The 17,439-nt window shown below is 68.9% G+C and carries 15 protein-coding genes; 4 read left to right on the forward strand and 11 right to left on the reverse strand.

Features of this window, described 5'->3' with window-relative positions; translation table 11 throughout:
• Positions 1-49: 49 nt before the first annotated feature.
• The 3 genes from ACFV9C_RS27600 to ACFV9C_RS27610 all read right to left on the reverse strand — a co-directional run bounded on the left by ACFV9C_RS27600 (position 50) and on the right by ACFV9C_RS27610 (position 1,816).
• Entirely contained in the window at positions 50-394 is a 345-nt protein-coding gene (locus ACFV9C_RS27600) for a hypothetical protein (RefSeq protein ID WP_380198127.1), read from the reverse strand.
• 59 nt (positions 395-453) lie between these two features.
• Positions 454-705: a hypothetical protein gene (locus tag ACFV9C_RS27605; RefSeq protein WP_380198129.1), complete on the reverse strand. Its 252-nt coding sequence runs from the start codon at positions 703-705 to the stop codon at positions 454-456.
• 73 nt (positions 706-778) lie between these two features.
• Positions 779-1,816, reverse strand: coding sequence for a LacI family DNA-binding transcriptional regulator (locus ACFV9C_RS27610; protein WP_380198131.1), 1,038 nt, complete (start codon positions 1,814-1,816; stop codon positions 779-781).
• Positions 1,817-1,916: 100 nt separating this feature from the next.
• Here ACFV9C_RS27610 and ACFV9C_RS27615 point away from each other — a divergent pair, with 100 nt between their 5' ends.
• On the forward strand, positions 1,917-2,621 hold the full coding sequence (locus ACFV9C_RS27615; protein WP_380198132.1) for a copper homeostasis protein CutC: 705 nt from the start codon (positions 1,917-1,919) through the stop codon (positions 2,619-2,621).
• Positions 2,618-2,884, forward strand: a complete 267-nt coding sequence (locus ACFV9C_RS27620) for a DUF4031 domain-containing protein (protein ID WP_380198134.1) — start codon at positions 2,618-2,620, stop codon at positions 2,882-2,884. Before ACFV9C_RS27615 ends, ACFV9C_RS27620 begins: the two co-directional genes overlap by 4 nt.
• Before the next feature lie 13 nt (positions 2,885-2,897).
• Here the strand turns inward: ACFV9C_RS27620 and tuf are convergent, their stop codons facing one another.
• The 4 genes from tuf to ACFV9C_RS27640 all read right to left on the reverse strand — a co-directional run bounded on the left by tuf (position 2,898) and on the right by ACFV9C_RS27640 (position 9,548).
• Positions 2,898-4,085, reverse strand: coding sequence for an elongation factor Tu (gene tuf, locus ACFV9C_RS27625; RefSeq protein WP_380198136.1), 1,188 nt, complete (start codon positions 4,083-4,085; stop codon positions 2,898-2,900).
• 286 nt (positions 4,086-4,371) lie between these two features.
• Positions 4,372-6,747 (reverse strand): hypothetical protein, encoded by a 2,376-nt coding sequence (locus ACFV9C_RS27630; protein ID WP_380198138.1) that lies wholly within the window; start codon positions 6,745-6,747, stop codon positions 4,372-4,374.
• A 172-nt stretch (positions 6,748-6,919) separates the two neighbouring features.
• Positions 6,920-9,169 carry a PQQ-binding-like beta-propeller repeat protein gene (locus ACFV9C_RS27635; RefSeq protein WP_380198140.1) on the reverse strand — a complete coding sequence of 750 codons (2,250 nt, stop codon included), beginning with the start codon at positions 9,167-9,169 and terminating at the stop codon, positions 6,920-6,922.
• 67 nt (positions 9,170-9,236) lie between these two features.
• On the reverse strand, positions 9,237-9,548 hold the full coding sequence (locus ACFV9C_RS27640) for an ArsR/SmtB family transcription factor (RefSeq protein WP_380198142.1): 312 nt from the start codon (positions 9,546-9,548) through the stop codon (positions 9,237-9,239).
• Positions 9,549-9,636: 88 nt separating this feature from the next.
• Between ACFV9C_RS27640 and ACFV9C_RS27645 the strand changes: the two genes are divergently transcribed.
• Positions 9,637-10,827, forward strand: coding sequence for an MFS transporter (locus ACFV9C_RS27645; RefSeq protein ID WP_380198144.1), 1,191 nt, complete (start codon positions 9,637-9,639; stop codon positions 10,825-10,827).
• Here ACFV9C_RS27645 and ACFV9C_RS27650 read toward each other — a convergent pair.
• The 4 genes from ACFV9C_RS27650 to ACFV9C_RS27665 all read right to left on the reverse strand — a co-directional run bounded on the left by ACFV9C_RS27650 (position 10,816) and on the right by ACFV9C_RS27665 (position 16,345).
• Positions 10,816-12,822, reverse strand: a complete 2,007-nt coding sequence (locus ACFV9C_RS27650; protein ID WP_380198145.1) for a HelD family protein — start codon at positions 12,820-12,822, stop codon at positions 10,816-10,818. The two genes, ACFV9C_RS27645 and ACFV9C_RS27650, sit on opposite strands and share 12 nt — an antisense overlap.
• Before the next feature lie 72 nt (positions 12,823-12,894).
• Positions 12,895-13,782, reverse strand: coding sequence for a carbohydrate ABC transporter permease (locus ACFV9C_RS27655; RefSeq protein WP_380198147.1), 888 nt, complete (start codon positions 13,780-13,782; stop codon positions 12,895-12,897).
• Positions 13,779-14,723 carry an ABC transporter permease subunit gene (locus tag ACFV9C_RS27660; RefSeq protein WP_380198149.1) on the reverse strand — a complete coding sequence of 315 codons (945 nt, stop codon included), beginning with the start codon at positions 14,721-14,723 and terminating at the stop codon, positions 13,779-13,781. Before ACFV9C_RS27660 ends, ACFV9C_RS27655 begins: the two co-directional genes overlap by 4 nt.
• A complete protein-coding gene (locus ACFV9C_RS27665) occupies positions 14,723-16,345 on the reverse strand; it encodes an extracellular solute-binding protein (protein ID WP_380198151.1) in 1,623 nt (540 codons plus the stop codon). The genes ACFV9C_RS27660 and ACFV9C_RS27665 overlap by 1 nt, the downstream gene beginning before the upstream one ends.
• 47 nt (positions 16,346-16,392) lie before the next feature.
• On the opposite strand from ACFV9C_RS27665, the gene ACFV9C_RS27670 reads away from it, so the two are divergent.
• On the forward strand, positions 16,393-17,436 hold the full coding sequence (locus ACFV9C_RS27670; protein WP_380198153.1) for an exo-alpha-sialidase: 1,044 nt from the start codon (positions 16,393-16,395) through the stop codon (positions 17,434-17,436).
• Positions 17,437-17,439: the final 3 nt, after the last annotated feature.

A 17,439-nucleotide genomic window follows, 5' to 3' on the forward strand; every position in this document is an offset into this window, starting at 1 on the left:
ACAATAGTAGTCTGCCTACATGTAGATCAATCAGGTATCTCCCGGAGGGTCAGGTAAGGCCTCCCAGGGGCGCGACGCTGATCCCCGCTCGTTCGCAGACCCAGTGCGGGTCGGGGCCCAGCTCGGGCTCGATGCGGAGCTCGTGGTCGTGGAGGTCGTCGCAGGCGGTGCAGCGGGGCCAGCGGATCCGGTTGTCCACCAGTCTGTCCTGGACGTCCTGGGCCACCAGGCCGGCGATGTGTTCGGCGCCGTCGGGCCACTGGTCGAGCCACCACTGGCGTTCCGCGATGGCGTCCTCCAGCAAGGACACCATCGCGGCGTCGTTGAAGCCGCGCGCGGCTAGGTCGTGGAGCACCATCGCCCGTGCGGTCAGCAACACCCCTGGCTCGTTCATCGCCCTTCAGGGTGCCAGACGGCGCCGACAAAACAAGTGCGGACGGCCGCCGATCCGGGTCAGTTGATCGTGCAGGTGGGGTCGATGCGGTCGGCGAGACGGACCTCGCGTTCCGCGGCGGCGCGCAGTACGGCGCCGATCCGTGCGCGGACGGACGTACGCACGAGGACCGACGAGGGTCCGTGGACCGGCCGGCGGGTGCGGGCCGGCGTGCGTGGTTCGTCGTACTGCTGGGGGGCGTTCGGGAGTGCCGACTGGCTCAGGCTGCGGGCGTTCTCGACAGCGGTGTTGCCGGCGATGAAGTACGTCATGGTGCTGCTCCCTCCTGAGAGCGTGGTTGATCGCCCCGGAAACCGAATGGCTCCGGGTAGGAATGTTGGGTTGTCAGTGCCGCGGAGCCGGCCCGCTGCTGGAGCGGACGATCAGCTGGGTCGGCATCAGTTGCTGCCGCTCGGTGGTTGCCGGGTCCAGCAGGATCCGGCCGACCGCGCGGCCCTTGTCCTTGATCGGCTGCCGGACCGTTGTCAGCCCGGCGGCCGCGGCGGCCGGGATGTCGTCGAACCCGGCCAGGGTCAGATCGCGACCCGGGGTCAGCCCCCGGACCTTCATCGCCTCCAGCGCACCGAGCGCCTGGACGTCGCTCAGTCCGACGATCGCGGTCGGCCGGTCCTGCGAGTCCAGGACGTACTCCGCTCCGCGCTGCCCGGAGGCGATCGCGTTGTGCCCGCCGGAGACGATCCGCAGCCGGGCGTCCGGCATCGCCTTCTGCAGGCCCTGGATCCGCAACTCGCAGTCGGTGTACCCGACCTCGTCGACGGTCAGCTCCATCGGCCGCCCGCCGGCCGCCTGCGCGTTGTCGACCAGTACGACGACGTCGCGGTGCCCGAGCCGGGCCAGGTGCTCGCCCAGTTGCGCGGCCGCCTGGACCTCGTCGATCGCGACCCAGGACAGGTCCGGGTGGTCGCCGCGATCGGTCGACACCGCGGGGATGCCGCGGTTCGCCAGGATCTCCAGCGCCGGATGCCCACCCGGTACGCAAAAGATCGCGGCCGCGTCGATGGCCGCCTGCTGGACGGCGTTGCTGCCGCCGGCGATGTCCGTGGAACTGAGCGGCATCAGCAGCAGGCTGGTCGAGAACTCCTCGGCGACCTCCGCCAGTCCGGCGAGGAAGCCGACCGCGTACGGGTCCGAGAACGCGTACGCGAGCTTGTCGGTGAACAGCACCCCGACCGCGCCCGCCTTCCCGCTCCGCAGGGCGCGGGCGGAGGCGTCGGGTCCGGCGTACCCGAGCTCATGGGCCGTGGCCAGGATCCGCTCGCGCAGTGCCGTGGAGAGCTGGTCGGGCTTGTTGTAGGCGTTCGACACCGTCGACGGCGACACGCCCACGGCCTTCGCCACGGTCTTCAGCGTCACCCCGGCCATCGCGTACACCCCTTCTGTATCGTTCTTCTAAATCGTTCTAGAAAAACGATACAGACGACGCTGCGGGAGTGCAACACGAATATGGGAGATGATGGCGCGCATGGGTTCGTTGCTGGAGATCATCGCGTTGCATCCGGCGGATGCGGAGGCGGCGCAGGAGGGTGGGGCGGACCGGCTGGAGCTGTGCGCCTCGATGGAGGCGGACGGGTTGTGCCCCTCGGTGTCGACGGTGAGCGCGATCCGCCGCGTCACCGACCTGCCGTTGCGCGTCATGCTGCGGCTGGAGAACTCGTTCACCACCAACGGCGCCGACCTGAACCGGCTGACCGCGATGGCGCAGTCCTTCCTGTCCGCGGGCGCCGACGGGTTCGTGCTGGGGTTCCTGACCCCGGACAACCAGGTGGACGTGGAGTCCGTCGGCCAGTTGGTCAGCACGTTCGCCGGTACGCCGTGGACGTTCCACCGCGCGGTCGACGCCGTACTCGAGCAGCAGCCGGCCTGGCGCGCACTCCGCGGCCTGCCCGGGCTGGACTGCGTACTGACCGCGGGTTCCTCCATCGGCGTCAGCCACGGGCTGGACGACCTGTGCAGGCTCGCGAAGGAGGACCCGGCGGTGGCCGGCGTGATGATGGCGGGCGGCGGTCTGCAGCCGGAGCACGTGCCGTGGCTGTACCAGAGCGGCGTACGCCGTTTCCACGTCGGTACGTCGGTCCGCCAGGACGGGTCGTGGACGAAGGCGTACGTGAACTCCCGGTTCGTCCGTTCCTGGCGCAACCTGCTCGACGCCCAGGACGCCCGCGAATGATCCTGATCGACCCACCCGCCTGGCCGGCCTGGAACCGGATCTGGTCGCACCTGGTCAGCGACGAGTCCTACGAGGAACTCCACGCCTTCGCGAAGGCGGCCGGCATCCCCGCGCGAGGCTTCGACCGCGACCACTACGACGTACCCAGCGACCGGTACGACGACCTCGTCCGGGCCGGCGCCGTACCCGTCTCCAGCCGCGAGCTGGTCGAGCGGCTGATCGCGTCGGGGCTCAGACACAGGAAACGGCCCTCAACGAATTGAGGGCCGTTCCTTACTAGTCGAGCAGTTCGGTCACGGTGCCCGCGGCGACGGTATGGCCGCCCTCGCGGACCGCGAAGCCGAGGCCGACGTCCATCGCGACCGCCTTCGCCAGCTCCACGCCGAGCTCGATCGTGTCGCCGGGCATCACCAGGGTGATCTCACCCAGGTCGATCCCGCCGGACACGTCCGTGGTCCGGAAGTAGAACTGCGGCCGGTAGTCCGCGGCGAACGGCGTGTGCCGGCCGCCCTCGGCGGTGGACAGCGCGTGCAGGTTCGCCCGGAACTTCCGGTGCGGCCGCACGCTGCCCGGCAGCGCCACCACCTGGCCGCGACGGACCTCGTCACGCTTCACGCCACGCAGCAGCACAGCCGCGTTGTCGCCCGCGTCCGCGGACTCCAGCGACTTGCCGAACGTCTCCATGCCGATCGCCGTACTCGTCACCGTCGGGCCGAGCCCGACCACCTCGACCGCGTCGCCGACCTTCAGCGAGCCGCGCTCGACCGCACCCGTGACCACCGTGCCGCGGCCGCTGATCGTGAGCACGCTCTCGATCGGCATCAGGAACGGCTCGCCGAGCTCACGGTCCGGTACCGGCACGTAGTCGTCGATCGCGTCCAGCAGGTCGCCGATCGCGGCGGTCCACCGCGGGTCGCCCTCGAGCGCCTTCAGCCCGGACACCCGGACGACGGGTACCTCGTCGCCCGGGAAGCCGTACTCCGACAGGAGTTCGCGGACCTCCAGCTCGACCAGGTCGAGCAGCTCCGGGTCGTCGACGGTGTCGGCCTTGTTCAGCGCGACCACGAGGTACGGCACGCCGACGCGGCGGGCGAGCAGCACGTGCTCGCGCGTCTGCGGCATCGCGCCGTCCTGCGCGGAGACGACCAGGATCGCGGCGTCCACCTGGGCCGCGCCGGTGATCATGTTCTTCACGTAGTCGGCGTGCCCGGGCATGTCGACGTGCGCGTAGTGCCGGGTGGCGGTCTCGTACTCGACGTGCGAGATGTTGATCGTGATCCCGCGCTGCAGCTCCTCCGGGGCACGGTCGATGCCGTCGAAGGCGACGAAGCGGTTCACGTTCGGGTCGCGCTCGGCGAGCACCTTGGTGATGGCGGCGGTCAGGGTGGTCTTGCCGTGGTCGACGTGCCCCATCGTGCCGATGTTGAGGTGCGGCTTGGTCCGCACGAACTGGCTCTTGGCCATGAGTTTTCCTTTGCCTGTCAGAAGATTCGGTACGAGGCAGGACCCTCCGGCAAGCCCTCGCGGCGCTGTCACCGCGACGAGGGGGCCGGTTCGGGCCACCCTCCTCCGCGGGTCCTGCGAGGCAGGAGGAGGGTCAGCTTCGAGTGCCGGTGCAATCGACTGACGGTGCCCACGTGGGAGCGCCCGTCAGGCCGGTGCCTGACAGGTCGTGCTCGAGGAAAACCACGCGGAACATGCGGATCACGGTAGAGAGGAACCGCACCGGGAGCAACATAATTCCCGGGGATCAGTTGAGGGCGAAGAGCCGGGTTCCGTCGGAGAAGATCGGGCGAGCGGCGGCCACCGTGACGGCCGGCTTGTCACACGTGACGGACTCGGACTTGGCAACCGGCTGCGCCTCGGAGCCGGCCAGGATCGGTCGGGGCTGGATGCCGTTCGAGCCGATCAGCACCGGCGAGCAGCTGCCGTTGGCCTGCGGCATCAGCGTGACGACCCGTCCGTCCGGCAGCAGCCCGAACCCGTCCCGCGGGTACTCCGGGTGCTGCAACTTCGGCGGTACCTGCAGCAGGTGGTGCCACTGCGGCGTACCGTCGGCGGGGCTCGACGCGGACACGTCGTACGTCTGCGGCTGGCCTGAGTCGTTGCCGGTGCGGCAGGTGATGAGTACGAGGGACGCGTGCGTGGCGGCGAGCTGTGCGTCGCAGGACGACGAGCCGAGCCGTGGTCGTGGTGTGCCTGGTACGGGCGACGACCAGAGCAGGTTGCCCGTGCTGGTGTCCACGGACCACTGGTAGAGCGTGCCGCCCGCGGCGCCGGTCCAGATCAGGCCGGAGACCTCACGGGTGTCCGGTACCGAGACCAGCTCGCCGACCCACGTCGACGGGTCCAGCTCGGCGCTCAGGTCGATCCGGGCGCCCAGGCTGACCTCCCACTTCTGGGCACCGGTCTTGAGGTCAAGTCCGCGTACGACGGCGCCGTTGCCGGCACAGGCGTCGACCACGACCGCCTGGTCGCCTACCAGCGCGCCCTGCGTCACGTTGCAGCGAACCTGGGCTTGCCAGTGCGTCGGGCTGCTCACGCCATGCGAGACGACGTAGTTGCCCTCTGCCACCAGTAGCTGGTCCGAGTCGACAGCCAGCGCAGTACCGTCGGAGTCGACCTCGGTGAGCACCTTCCCGCTGACGGCGTCGAGTACGGCGTACGTCGGCAGCTTGATGCCCGTGGGCTCCTGCGCTCGGGGCAGGTGTGCGGCGATGACCTGTCCGTCAGCCGACACCACGAGGCCCCGGGAGCCGCTAGACGCCGCGTCCTGTATGTCGGCCCGCGAGTAGCGCCACCGGATCTGGCCCGTGGCCGCGTCGGACATCACCACGCCGTCAGGGCGCAGCTCCGCGACACCGCCCGCCGTACCGGTGATGGCACCCGTTGCCGGGACCTCACGGCTCCACGCGAGCGTCCCGTCGAGCTGGACCGGCTGCTGGGTCGGCTGGATCGTGGTGGTTGTGCTGACCGTGTTGGCGGTCTCCAGACGCGCCTGCACGAAAGGCTCGCCGGCAGAGACCACGACCCACGCGAGCAGCGCCCCACAGACAGCCGTGGCACCAACGCCCACCCAACGCGGAGGTGCTTGCGCGTACGCCGGTGCCAGCCGCAGCCGGAGCGCCAACGCCAGCAACGCTCCCGCAAGTACTAGTGCCGCGGACGCGATCAGCAGGTACGGCCAGCGCTCTGACATGGCCGCACCGGGCTGAGCCGCCGGCCAGCGCCACCAGCAGACGCCGATCGCGATCAGCCCGACAGCCGCGAAGACGATCGCCGGAACGGTCACCAGCCGCCGCTGCGTACGGCGGAACCACGCACAGGTCAAGGCGGCCGCTACCGCCGTACCGGCGATGGGTGCCCACACCGGGAAGCCGCTGACATCGGACGGCTCGGCCGGCCATTTGGCCGCCGCGCCGAGGCCGCGGCCGAGCAGGACCGAGGAGGCGACCACCGCGCCGAGGGCCGCGCCGAAGTAGATGACCGGGATCAGCCCGCCGATCGGCCGGGCGGCCCTAGGGCCCAGAGCTTCGACCTCCCGCGTGAGGTTCTCGCGGGCCGGTCTCTCCCATTCCTCGTGCCCCCTCGGGGTCACGTACAGCCGGGTCTCGCTCAGCGCCTGCAGGAACGACATCCGCCCGCGGGCGAAGTCCCGGTCGGCGACGTGCTCGTACTCCTGCCGGATCCCGGCCGCGTACTCGTCGTACCGCGGCGCCGGCAGGCTCAGGATCCGCAGGTCGGCGTCGCACAGCACGGCGCCGTTGCGGTCGTCCGCGGCGCAGTCGTGCTTGGCGGTCAGCCGGACCAGCCGCCCGATCTCCGCGACCCGGTCGGTGTCCACGCCGTACGCCGCCAGTTCGAGCTCGGCCAGCTGCGCCGAGACCTCCTCGTTCTCGCCGGGGTCGGCCTGCGGGTCGTAGATCGCGTCGTGGAACCAGGCCGCCAGCCGGACGGTGTCCGCGTCGTCGGCGTACTCGGCCAGGTCGTCGATCGTGGTCAGCACCTCGGTCAGGTGCTGCTGGTCGTGATAGTGGCGATGTTGCTCTGCGTAACGAGCCAGCAGATCGTCGCCCAACGGCTGCGCGTGCGGCAGCAGGCGATTCCACTGGTCGCGCAGGTCCATGGCTATGGAGTCTGGCACCCGTTGGGAGTCCGTAAGGACGGATCCGGGGTTCCCGAATCGGTCCGTGGCCAAAGGGTTATCGGCTCGTCACCTGACCCCCAGGAACTGCGGTACAGGTCACACTCCGCCGTCAACTCCGAAGGGGTTGCCAACGGTCGACTACCTGGAGTCACTAACGCAGGGCGATCACGGTGTTCGGGCCGGAAGTGAGTACGAGGTTGCCGACCGCCCGCGGGTCCCGCTCGCACATGATGCCGGTGGGCAGGCGGACCTGCCGGAAGCCGGCCCGGTTGATCACGTTCGCGACACAGCCGGTGCCCGCCCGGCTCAGCGAGACCACGCGGCCGTCGGCGGTCACCGTGACCTTCGCTCGCGGGCTGACCGGCGCCACGGTCTGCCAGGCGGTCAGGCCGGTGTTCGCGTCGATGGCCGTGACCACGGTCCGGCGGCTCTCCACGGTGCTCGGCCCGGGGCAGTCCACGACGATCAGGTACTTCCCGGCCGCGTTCAGCAGGGTGCGGCAGGCCCAGCCCTTGGGTACGTCCCAGCGCCACCGGATGTCGCCTGTACTCGGCTCGATCGCGGTCAGCGCCGCCGGTACGTCGGTGTCGCCGCCGGGCTCGGCCACGACGACCAGCCCGGCGACGACGACCGGCCGTCGGTAGCTGTTCGGCGCGGTCTTCGTCCACAGCATCTTGCCGGTCTGCACGTCCAGCGCTGTCATCTCGTCCGGCTGCTCGTCGCAGGTGTGACTGACGAACGCGAGCACCGTCTCGGCTGTTGCGATCGCACCGAGGTCTGTGCAGCTGCCGGACTCGTACGTCCACCGCTCGTGCCCGCTGGGATCGACACCGTGCAGCTTGCCGCTGCGTTCGCCGGTCAGGAGCGGCTGGGGCTGCTGGATGAACCTGTCCCGCATCCGGCCGGGCCAGGCGGCCTCACGGCGGCCCGTGTCCGCGTTGAGCAGCAGGTAGCCGACGTCGGCGAACAGGGCGAGCACGTACTCGCCGTTGCCGGTGGCCGTGATCACAGGCTTCTCGTCGGAGTCAGAACGGCTGTAGCGCCAGCGCACTGCCCCGGTGGCCGCGTCCAGCATCTCGACCACGCCGTCCGGGCGGGGAATGGCCACACCGAAGCGGGTGCCGATCGCTTCCTCGGCACCGGTACCGGCGACGGACTCGCTGACCCACGCGACGCCTCCGTCGAGTACGGACGGGCTGGCCCGACCGGCCTCCTGCGGGGAGCCTTCGAGCCGTTCGTTGGACGAGAGCACGTAGTTGCGTGAGAGCGGCTGGACGATCAACAAGAGCACAAGAGCGACAACGGCCGGTACTACGAGCCACGCGAGCTGCTGGCCCAGGTTGCGCGCCGGGAGGTAGCGGGCGGTCCGGGTACGGAGCAGGGATGCGACCAACGCGGCTGCGCTTGCTACGAGCAGCAGGAGCAGTGCTGAGATCAGGAGCGGCACACGAAGGCCTACGCCGGTGGCTGCGTTGGTTCTTGGGATCTCGGCCCAAGCAACGAGCAATCCTGTGACAGCGATGGCCAGTACTGCGCCTGCGATCAGGCGGGCGCGTTGACTCGCGCTACGGGCACAACGGAACAGCACGGGTGCGCTGAAGAACGAAAGAGTGGCCAGGGCGACCGCAGGCCAGCCGACTTCGTCGTCAGCGGCGGGGACCTGCCAGGAAGCACCAGACGCGGCAATCGCGACCACGGCGGCCGCAACCGCGCCGAACGTGGCCGTAGCGGTCAGCCCGGCCTGCTGCCAACCGCGCCACGGTGCGGGCAGCTCGCTGTCCAGTCCGGCGAGCTCTGACTCCAGGTTGAGCCGTGCGACCTGGCCGAGCCGTTGACGAGCCAGTTGCGTGCGGTACAGGTGCCCGTCGAGCAGATCGCGGACGTCGTCGTACCGGTGCTCGAGCGCGGTCTTCCGCTCGCCGGCGTCACGGCGTACCTCGGCGGTGTGCACGGCGTACCGGGTGGGATCCGAGGCGAGGATCGAGTTCACGGCGTCGAGCAGTACGTCGCCGTTCGCGTCGCGGCGAGGTGGTGCGTACGAGTCCGGCGGCGGCGCGGCCAGGTCCCCGGTCAGGCGGATCAGCCGCGCGACCTCGGCGATCCGGATCGACGGTACGCCGTACCGCGGGAGCAGGGCCTCGGCCAGCCGGGCGGAGGCCTCGGCGTCCTCGGGCGGAGTGCCGCCGGGTTCGTGGACGGCCCGGTGGAACCAGGCCGCCAGCCGGACGCTGGTCGGGTCGGTGGAGAGCTGGATCAGCGAGTCCAGGGCGGTCAGCACGATGTTCAGGTACTGGTCGCGGTAGGCGCGGCGGGTCCGGTCGACGTACCGCGCGACCAGGTCGTCCGCCAGCGCGGCAGAGCCGGGCAGCAGGTCGTCCCAGCGCGCCCGGAGTTCCACCACCGCTTCAGTCTGCCAAACGCACTACTGCAACCAGCCCACGATCACCCCACCGCCACCTTGCGGTTGCCTACTGCTTGGCTGACAGCACGCCTGTGAGGAGACCCGGGTACAGGTCTTCCAGGTCGCCGCGGCGCAGCAGGCTGACCCGGCGGGTGCCGTCGGTGTGGGTCGAGATCACTCCGGCCTCGCGCAGGATCTTGAGGTGGTGGGCCCGGGTCGAGGCGGTGACCGGGAGCTCGATCTCGCCGCAGCAGACGCCGGCCGGGTGGTCGGCGAGCGCCCGGACGATGGTCAGCCGGACCGGCTCGCCCAACGCCTGCAGAACCGCCTCGACGCGGATCTCGCCCCGCTCCGGCTGCGGGAGGACTTTGGTGGCCATGCCTCCATAGTACGACGCCTGTCGAAGTTCGATGATCTTCGTAGTACGATGACCGTCGAACTAATGAACCTCTCCGGAAGGTCCTCAGATGTCCGCACGGATCTACCTGCTCGGCGCCGGCGCCTTCGCGGTCGGCACCAGCGCGTACGTCGTGTCCGGGGTGCTGCCCGACGTCAGCTCGGAGCTGCACGTCTCGCTGACCGCCGCGGGCCAGCTGGCCACCGCGTTCTCGCTGTCGTACGCGATCGGTGCACCGATCCTGTCCACGCTGACCGGCCGGTGGGAGCGCCGTACCCTCCTGATCGCCGCACTGGTCCTGGCCGCGCTCGGCAATCTGATCGCCGCCTTGGCCGACAACTACCCGATCTTGATCCTCGGCCGCGTCGTGGCCGCGTTCGGGGCCGCCGTGTACACCCCGGCCGCCACACTCTTCGCTACCAGCCTCTTACCTCCCGAGGAACGCGGTAGGGCAGTGGCCATCGTCTTCGGCGGTCTCACGTTCGCTCTGGTTCTCGGCGTACCGGCAGGCACGTTGCTGGGCCCGACACTCGGTTACAAGGGCGTCTTCGCACTGATCACCGCGGTCGCCGTACTGGTCGCCATAGTCGAGCGGGCCGCGCTGCCGAAGGTCGAGGCGGCACCAGTGGTCAGCCTGCGTGAACGCTTCGCCGGCGTGACCGACCGACGCGTGCAGGTCGTACTGGCGATGACAGTGCTTGCTGTGCTGGCGGCGTTCAGCGTGTACATCTACATCGTCCCGCTGCTCAAGCACACCGCCGGCCTGACCGGCAGCGTCACCGGCCTGCTGCTTCTGCTGTACGGCGTGGGCGCGGTCGTCGGCAACTTCGTCGGCGGGCGCATCACCGACCGCTTCGGCAGCCTGCCCACGCTGGTTGTGCTGATGCTGGGCATCACCGCAGTCTTGGCAACGCTCGACCTCACACTGACAACAGCGGCCGGTGCCGGCATCGCCCTGGTCGTGTGGGGCATGCTGACGTGGGCGTTCAACCCGCCGATCCAGAACCTGTTGCTGGAACTGGGCGGCGGCCTATTGATCTCGCTCAACGCGTCTGCGATCTACCTAGGCGCCGGGTTGTCCGCTGTAGTCGGCGGACTGGTGATCCAGACGGTAGGCGTCGGCTACCTGCCCGTACTGGCGGCAGTGCTGTCGCTTGTCGTTCTGGGGCTGGTCTACCTGCTCTGGCGCGACCCGTCGCTGCGCCGGGTCGAGCAACTGGAGCGTGAGGAGGACTTGTACATCACAGCCTCAGCTGACTAGCACCTCAGGCAGGTCCTCACTGTGTACGACGACCAGTGAGGTGACGGCACGCGTCAGGCAGACGTAAAGGCGCCGGAGGCCGGTCCGCTCGTCGGCCTCACCAGCCACGATGCCGGCCGGCTCCACCAGCACCACATGGTCGAACTCGAGACCCTTGGCAAGTGATGCCGGTACGACGTCCAGGTGCGCATCGACGTCGTCCTCGTCGCCCAGCACCGAGAAAGCCACGCCCTGCAAGGCTTTCCGGGTCGCCGGGACCAGGGCGTCCGGAACGATCAGCCCGATCGACCCCAGCCGCTCGGACGCCTCCTCTACGGCGGTGACCGCAGCAGCGAGGCTGTCCGGTACGCGGGTGATGGTCAGCTCACCACGTGCCCGCCGTACCGCAGTCGGCGGTTTGAGGTGCGGGGCGATCGTCGGGAGCAGGCGGGCGGCGTACTCGATCACCTGACCCGGTACGCGGAAGCCGGCCGTCAGCTCCTCCGTATGGGCGCTGGTCTTGCCAAGATGCGTCAGGGCCTCGCCCCAGGACGGCGTAGCCCACGGTGTGGTGCCCTGCGCGATGTCACCGAGGACCGTCATCGACCCGGTCGAGCAACGGCGGCCGACAGCGCGCAGCTGCATCGCGGACAGGTCCTGGGCCTCGTCCAGCACGACGTGGCCGAGGGACGGCGTACGGTCGACCAGGTCGGCGATCTCGTCGATCAGGGTGGCATCGGCAACGGACCACTTGGCCGCGCCGGGGGAGCGCGGCACCTTCTCCCAGATCAGCAGCGCCTGCTCCGCCGCGGAGAGGATGCCGTCCGCGTGCTGGGCCAGCAGGTCCGGCTCGGTGAACAGGCGGAACAGGAGCTTGGCCGGATCCACCGCCGGCCACAGGGCCTCGGCGTACTGCTTCACCGGACGGCTCCTGGCGACAGAGTCCTGCACCCGGTCGTCCGGCGAGTCACCGGCCGCCTCCATCCGAAGCAGCACCGCATGCGCCAGCCGTTGCGGCAGCATCGCGCGACCGGCGCCGTACCGGATGCCACGCGTCCGGAGCTCGTCGACCAGCTCCTCGGCCTGGTACGTCGCCACCCGCCAGCGGTGCGCGCCCCGCGGGACGACAAGCGCGTCCTCGGGCCGCCGTACGTGCGCCCAGACCGCGCGATACAGGACCTCCGCCATCCGGGCGTCGCCCTTGAGGACGTCGACGAGCGCGGGACCCGGCCCGGCGATCTTGACCCGGGCAACCATCTCCTCGACCGTCGTCTGCTTCGCCTCGATCTCACCGAGGGCCGGCAGGACGTCGCCGATGTAGCGCAGGAAGCTGGCGTTCGGGCCGACCACGAGGACACCGGCGCGGCTGAGCTGGTCCCGGTACGCGTAGAGGAGGTACGCCGCCCGGTGCAGCCCGACCGCGGTCTTCCCAGTGCCGGGCGCGCCCTGGACACAGATGGTCTCGTCGACGCCGGCCCGGACGATCACGTCCTGCTCCGGCTGGATCGTGGCGACGATGTCACGCATCGGGCCCGAGCGCGGGCGCTCGATCTCCGCGTCCAGGATGTCGCTGTGCTGCTCCGCCGCGCCGCTCGCGGTCAGGTCCTCGTCCTCGAACGCGGTCATCTCGCCGTGCGTGAACCCGAACCTGCGGCGGATCCCGACGCCCATCGGCTCGGTCTTGCTGGCCCGGTAGAACGGCACCGAGATGTCCGCCCGCCAGTCCACCACCAGCGGCTCGCCGAGCGCGTCGTTCACGTGCCGGCGGCCGATGTGGAACGTCTCCTCGACCGGCTCCAGGTAGTCCAGCCGGCCGAAGAACAGCGGTACGTCGGGGTCGTCCTCCAGTTCCTTCATCCGCTGGAAGATCGCGGCCTGCAGGAACTCCTGGTTGACCCGGTCCGCGCTGTGGATCTCCAGCGAGCCGGTCTTCGCCCGCATCAGCGCCAGCGCGGCCCGGGACGTCTTCAGATAGTCCTGCTCCGCCTGGAGGGTGTCGGACGTGTCTGCGGGCATGCGGGAACCTCCGGCGAGTGTGGGGGGAGCCCAGCCACGTTACTTGACCACCATGCGGCAAGGAACCGAATTTCAGCCCTTCACCGCGCCGGTCAGCACCCCCTTCGCGAAGTGGCGCTGGAGGAACGGGTAGATGATCAGGATCGGCACGATCGACACCACCAGGATCGCCATCTGGATCGATGCCTGCGGCGGCAGCAACTCGGTGCCGAGTTCCGCGCTGCCCAGCTGCGTGTCGTTGATGACGTACGTCCGCAGTACCAGCTGCAACGGCCACAGCTTGGAGTCGTTCAGGTACAGCAGCGCGGAGAAGAACGCGTTCCAGTACGCCACCGCGTAGAACAGCCCGATCACCGACAGTACGGCCTTCGACAGCGGCAGCACGATGTACGAGAACGTCATCAGCTCACCCGCCCCGTCGATCCGGGCGCTCTCGGTGATCTCGCTCGGCAGGTTCATGAAGAACGCCCGCAGTACGACGACGTTGAACGCGCTGATCATCGTCGGCACGATCAGCGCCCAGATGCTGTCCAGCAGCCCGGCGCCCTTGACCGTCAGGTACAGCGGGATGATGCCGGGCGAGAACAGCATGCTGAACAGCACGATCAGCAGGATCGGCCGGCCCGCCGTGAAGCCGGGCCGGGACAATGCGTAGGCGAGCAGACACGACACGATCAGGCTGAGCAACGTGCCGACGATCGTCACGAAGATGCTGACGAACAGGGCCCGGGTCACCACGCCGCCGGCGAACAGCGACTCGTACGCCCGGAAGTTGACCGACTTCGGCAGCAGCACCAGGCCGCCGGACTCGTTGATCTGCTTGTTCGGCGCGACGCTGGTCGAGATCACCCCGACGAACGGCACGATCACGACCGCGCAGAAGACCAGCAGGACCAGGCCCTTGAAGATCCGCATCGGCCAGCCGGGCATTGGTACGCCCTGGACGATCTTCCGGCTCATCGCTGGTACACCCCTTGCTCGCCGAAGATGTGCGCGACCTTGTTCGCGGTCAGTACGAGGATCACGCCGACGACGCCCTTCACCAGGCCGACCGCCGCCGCGACGCCCCACGCGCCGCCGAGCACACCGTTGTTGTAGACGTACGTGTCCAGTACCTCGCTGACGTCCCGCCCGACCGCCTGCTGCTGCAGGACGATCTGCTCGAACCCGACCGTGAGCGAGTCACCCAGCCGCAGGATGAACAGCAGGATGATGATCCCGCGCAGCCCAGGCAGCGTGACGTGCCACAACTGCCGCAGCCGGGTCGCGCCGTCCACACTCGCCGCCTCGTACAACTGCGAGTCGATCTGGGACAGCGCGGCCAGGAACAGGATCGTCGCCCACCCGGTGTCCTTCCAGATGATCTGCGACGTCAGCAGCACGTGGAACAGCTCGGAGTTCCCGATGATGTTGATCGTCGACAGGTCGTGCGAGCGCAGGTAGTTGTTCAGCAGCCCGCTGCCGCCGAGCATCTGCTGGAACAGCGCGACCACGATCACCCACGACATGAAGTGCGGCAGGTACAGGATGCTCTGCGCGATCCGCTTGATCCGCTCCGAGAACAGCGAGTTCAGCAGCAGCGCCAGCAGGATCGGCGCCGGGAACACGAACACCGACTGCAGGCTGGTGAGGATCAGCGTGTTCTTCAACGCCCGCAGGAACGCCGGGTCCCCGTTGAAGATCACGCTGAAGTTCTCCCAGCCCGACCAGTCGCTGCCGCCGATCCCGAGGAACGGCTGGTAGTCCTTGAACGCGATCACGTTGCCCAGCAGCGGCACGTAGTGGAACGCGATGATCAGCGCCACACCGGGCAGCGCGAACAGCAGCAGCACCCGGTCCCGCAGCAGCCGCCGCCCGAGACTCAACCGCTGCCGCGGTCGCTTGGAGGTCCGTTGCAGCATTACTTCCCGCCCGCCGTGGCGAACGCGTCCTGCAACTCGCCGCGGATCTTCTCACCGCCGGACGACAGGAACGTCTTGACTCCCGCGGCCCAGTCCGAAACGGGCTTCTTTCCCTGAACGATCTGGTTCTCCAGATCGTTCATCGCCTTGACCAGCTGAGCGGACTTCTTCGAGGACGTGTCGGAGTAGAGGCCGTACGACGCGTCGTACACCAGCCGGTCCGCGACCTTCTCCTGGATCGCGTGCTGCTTCTGCGGGACGTCGGGCTTGCCTGCCCAGTAGAGCGCCAGCGTGGAGTCGCTGATGTACTGCAGGCCGATGCCGGTCTCGACCGTACCGACCTTCGTCGGGACCGGGTCCGTGCCCTGCAAGGTGTAGTGCCGACCGGCCACCCCGTACTTGCGGAACAGGTACTCCTCGGTGCCGAACGGCGCCGCCATCCAGTTCGCGACCTTCAGCAGTGTCTCCGCGGAGTGCTTGCTGTCCTTGTTGAACGACGTCACGTTGTTCAACGCCGCACCCATCCACGGCTTGCCCTCACCGCTGGAGAATCCGGGTACGTCGAGCATGTTCACGCCGAACGCCGGCCCGGCCGTGTTGTCGCTGTAGTACTGGTTCCAGGCGACGAAGCTGTCGTAGTCGAAGGCCGCGATCCCGCCGTTGAACCACTGCTTGCGGGCGCTCGCCTTGTCGTTGAACGCATCCGGGTTGACGACACCGGCGGCAACCATCTTGCGAGCCGCTTCGAGTGCGTCGGTGCCGGCGTCCGCCTCGTACATCGAGGTGAACTTGCCGCCGTCCTGCTTCCAGTTGTTGGGCAGACCAAGCATCATCCGGAGGTACGACAGGGGGACCCGGGTCCAGGCCCAGCGGTTGTCCTTCGCCGAGGTCATCTCCTTGCAGAGGTCGAAGAACTCCTGGAAGTTCTTCGGAGCCGGGTCGTTGATGCCCTTCGCGGCCAGCAGGTCCGTGCGGTAGAGCGGCAGCGACGTCCGGGACATGCCGCGCGGCACCGGGACGCCGTAGATCGCGCCGTTGAAGACGCAGCCCTTCCAGTATTCGGTCGGGATGTTGGCGAGGAAGGGGTACTTCTTCGCGGCGTCGCCGGACAGGTGCTCGGTCAGGTCCATGCACTTGGACTTCACCAGCCCGGGAATCTGCGGGGTGTCGGTCGGTATGTTCAGGATGTCCGGCAGGTCCCCACCCGCGATTCTCGTCGCGAACTTGTCCTTGTACTCGTCGTTCGACGCCATGCTGATCTGCAGCTCGGAGCCGAGGCGCTTGTTGACCTCCTGCCAGAACTGGTTCTGGTCGGCGGCCGGCGGGATCGCGCCGGGGATGTTCGTCATGAACGTGATCGGCTTGCCGTCGCCGGGGGCGTCGGCGATCGCCTGCACCGGGTTCGCCGGGTACTTCAGGAACCCGTCCAGTACGACGTCGGTGCCGGGCAGGTCCGGCTTCACCTCGCCGTACTTCACGTACGTCGGCAGCTTCACGGCCGCGTTCGCGGCGGCGGTGGTCTTCTTGTCGGACGCGCACCCCGCCAGCAGCGGCGTACCCGTGACCGCGACAGCGGCGGCGGCCAGACCGCCACCGAGGAAACTTCTTCTGCTGACCGGCATGAGGCCTCACTTCCATCGGAGGGCCACACCATGACATAGTACGTCCTATGTCTTCAAGAGTCGGCGCTTCGGAAATCTTCGATCCGGCGGGCAGCGGGTACCACACCTTCCGCATCCCGGCGGTGCTGGCGCGTGGCTCGGTGCTGCTCGCGTTCTGCGAGGGCCGGCTGCACGGGCCGGGCGACGCCGGTGAGATCGAGGTCGTGCTGCGGCGCTCGCTTGACGGCGGCCGGACCTGGCTGCCGCTGCAGGTGGTGTCCGCAGCACCCGGCAAGACCTGCGGGAACCCCGTGCCGCTGTTCGACCCGGGGACCGGCGACATCGTGCTCGTGACCGTGCAGAACGGCGCGGACGCGGTCGAGCTGTCGCTTGCCCGGGGCACCGATCCGGTCGACGGCCGGCGGGTCTTCGTGCAGCGCTCGCCGGACGACGGTGCTTCGTGGTCCTCGGTCGTGGAGATCACGGCGCAGGTGAAGCCGGACGACTGGGGGTGGTACGCGACGGGTCCTTGTCACGGCATCACGCTGCGCTCGGGGCGTCTCGTCGTACCGGCCAATCATTCCTTTGCGCCGGCGGAGGGCCTCAACGGTGGCCACTGCATCTACAGCGACGACGGTGGCGTCACCTGGTCGGTCGGGTTCGTGGACCGCAACGACGGCGCCGAGATCAACGCGAACGAGACCGCCGTCGCCGAGCTGCCGGACGGGCGGCTCTACTTCAATGCCCGCAACCACCAAGGCACCGGTCCGGCCCGGGTGCACGCCTGGTCGTCGGACGGTGGCCGGACCCTGGACGCGCCGTACGCCGGGATCCCCGAGATCACCGCACCCGGGATCCAGGGCAGCGTGCTCTGCCTGCCCGACGGGCGGTTGCTGCTGTCCACGCCGGTGAACCCGACGTCCCGCCGGGAACTGACCGTTTTCGTGTCCGAGGACGCCGGGATGTGCTGGAAACCGGCCTTGGTCGTGCACGAGGGCATGGCCGGGTACTCCGATCTGGTGCTGCTCCCGGACGGCTCCGTCGGGATCTTCTACGAGGCCGGTGAGACGTCCTCGTTCGCGACCTTGCGCTTCGCCACATTCGCCCTTTAGAGG

Source organism: Kribbella sp. NPDC059898 (genome assembly GCF_042730855.1).
Taxonomy (GTDB): domain Bacteria; phylum Actinomycetota; class Actinomycetes; order Propionibacteriales; family Kribbellaceae; genus Kribbella.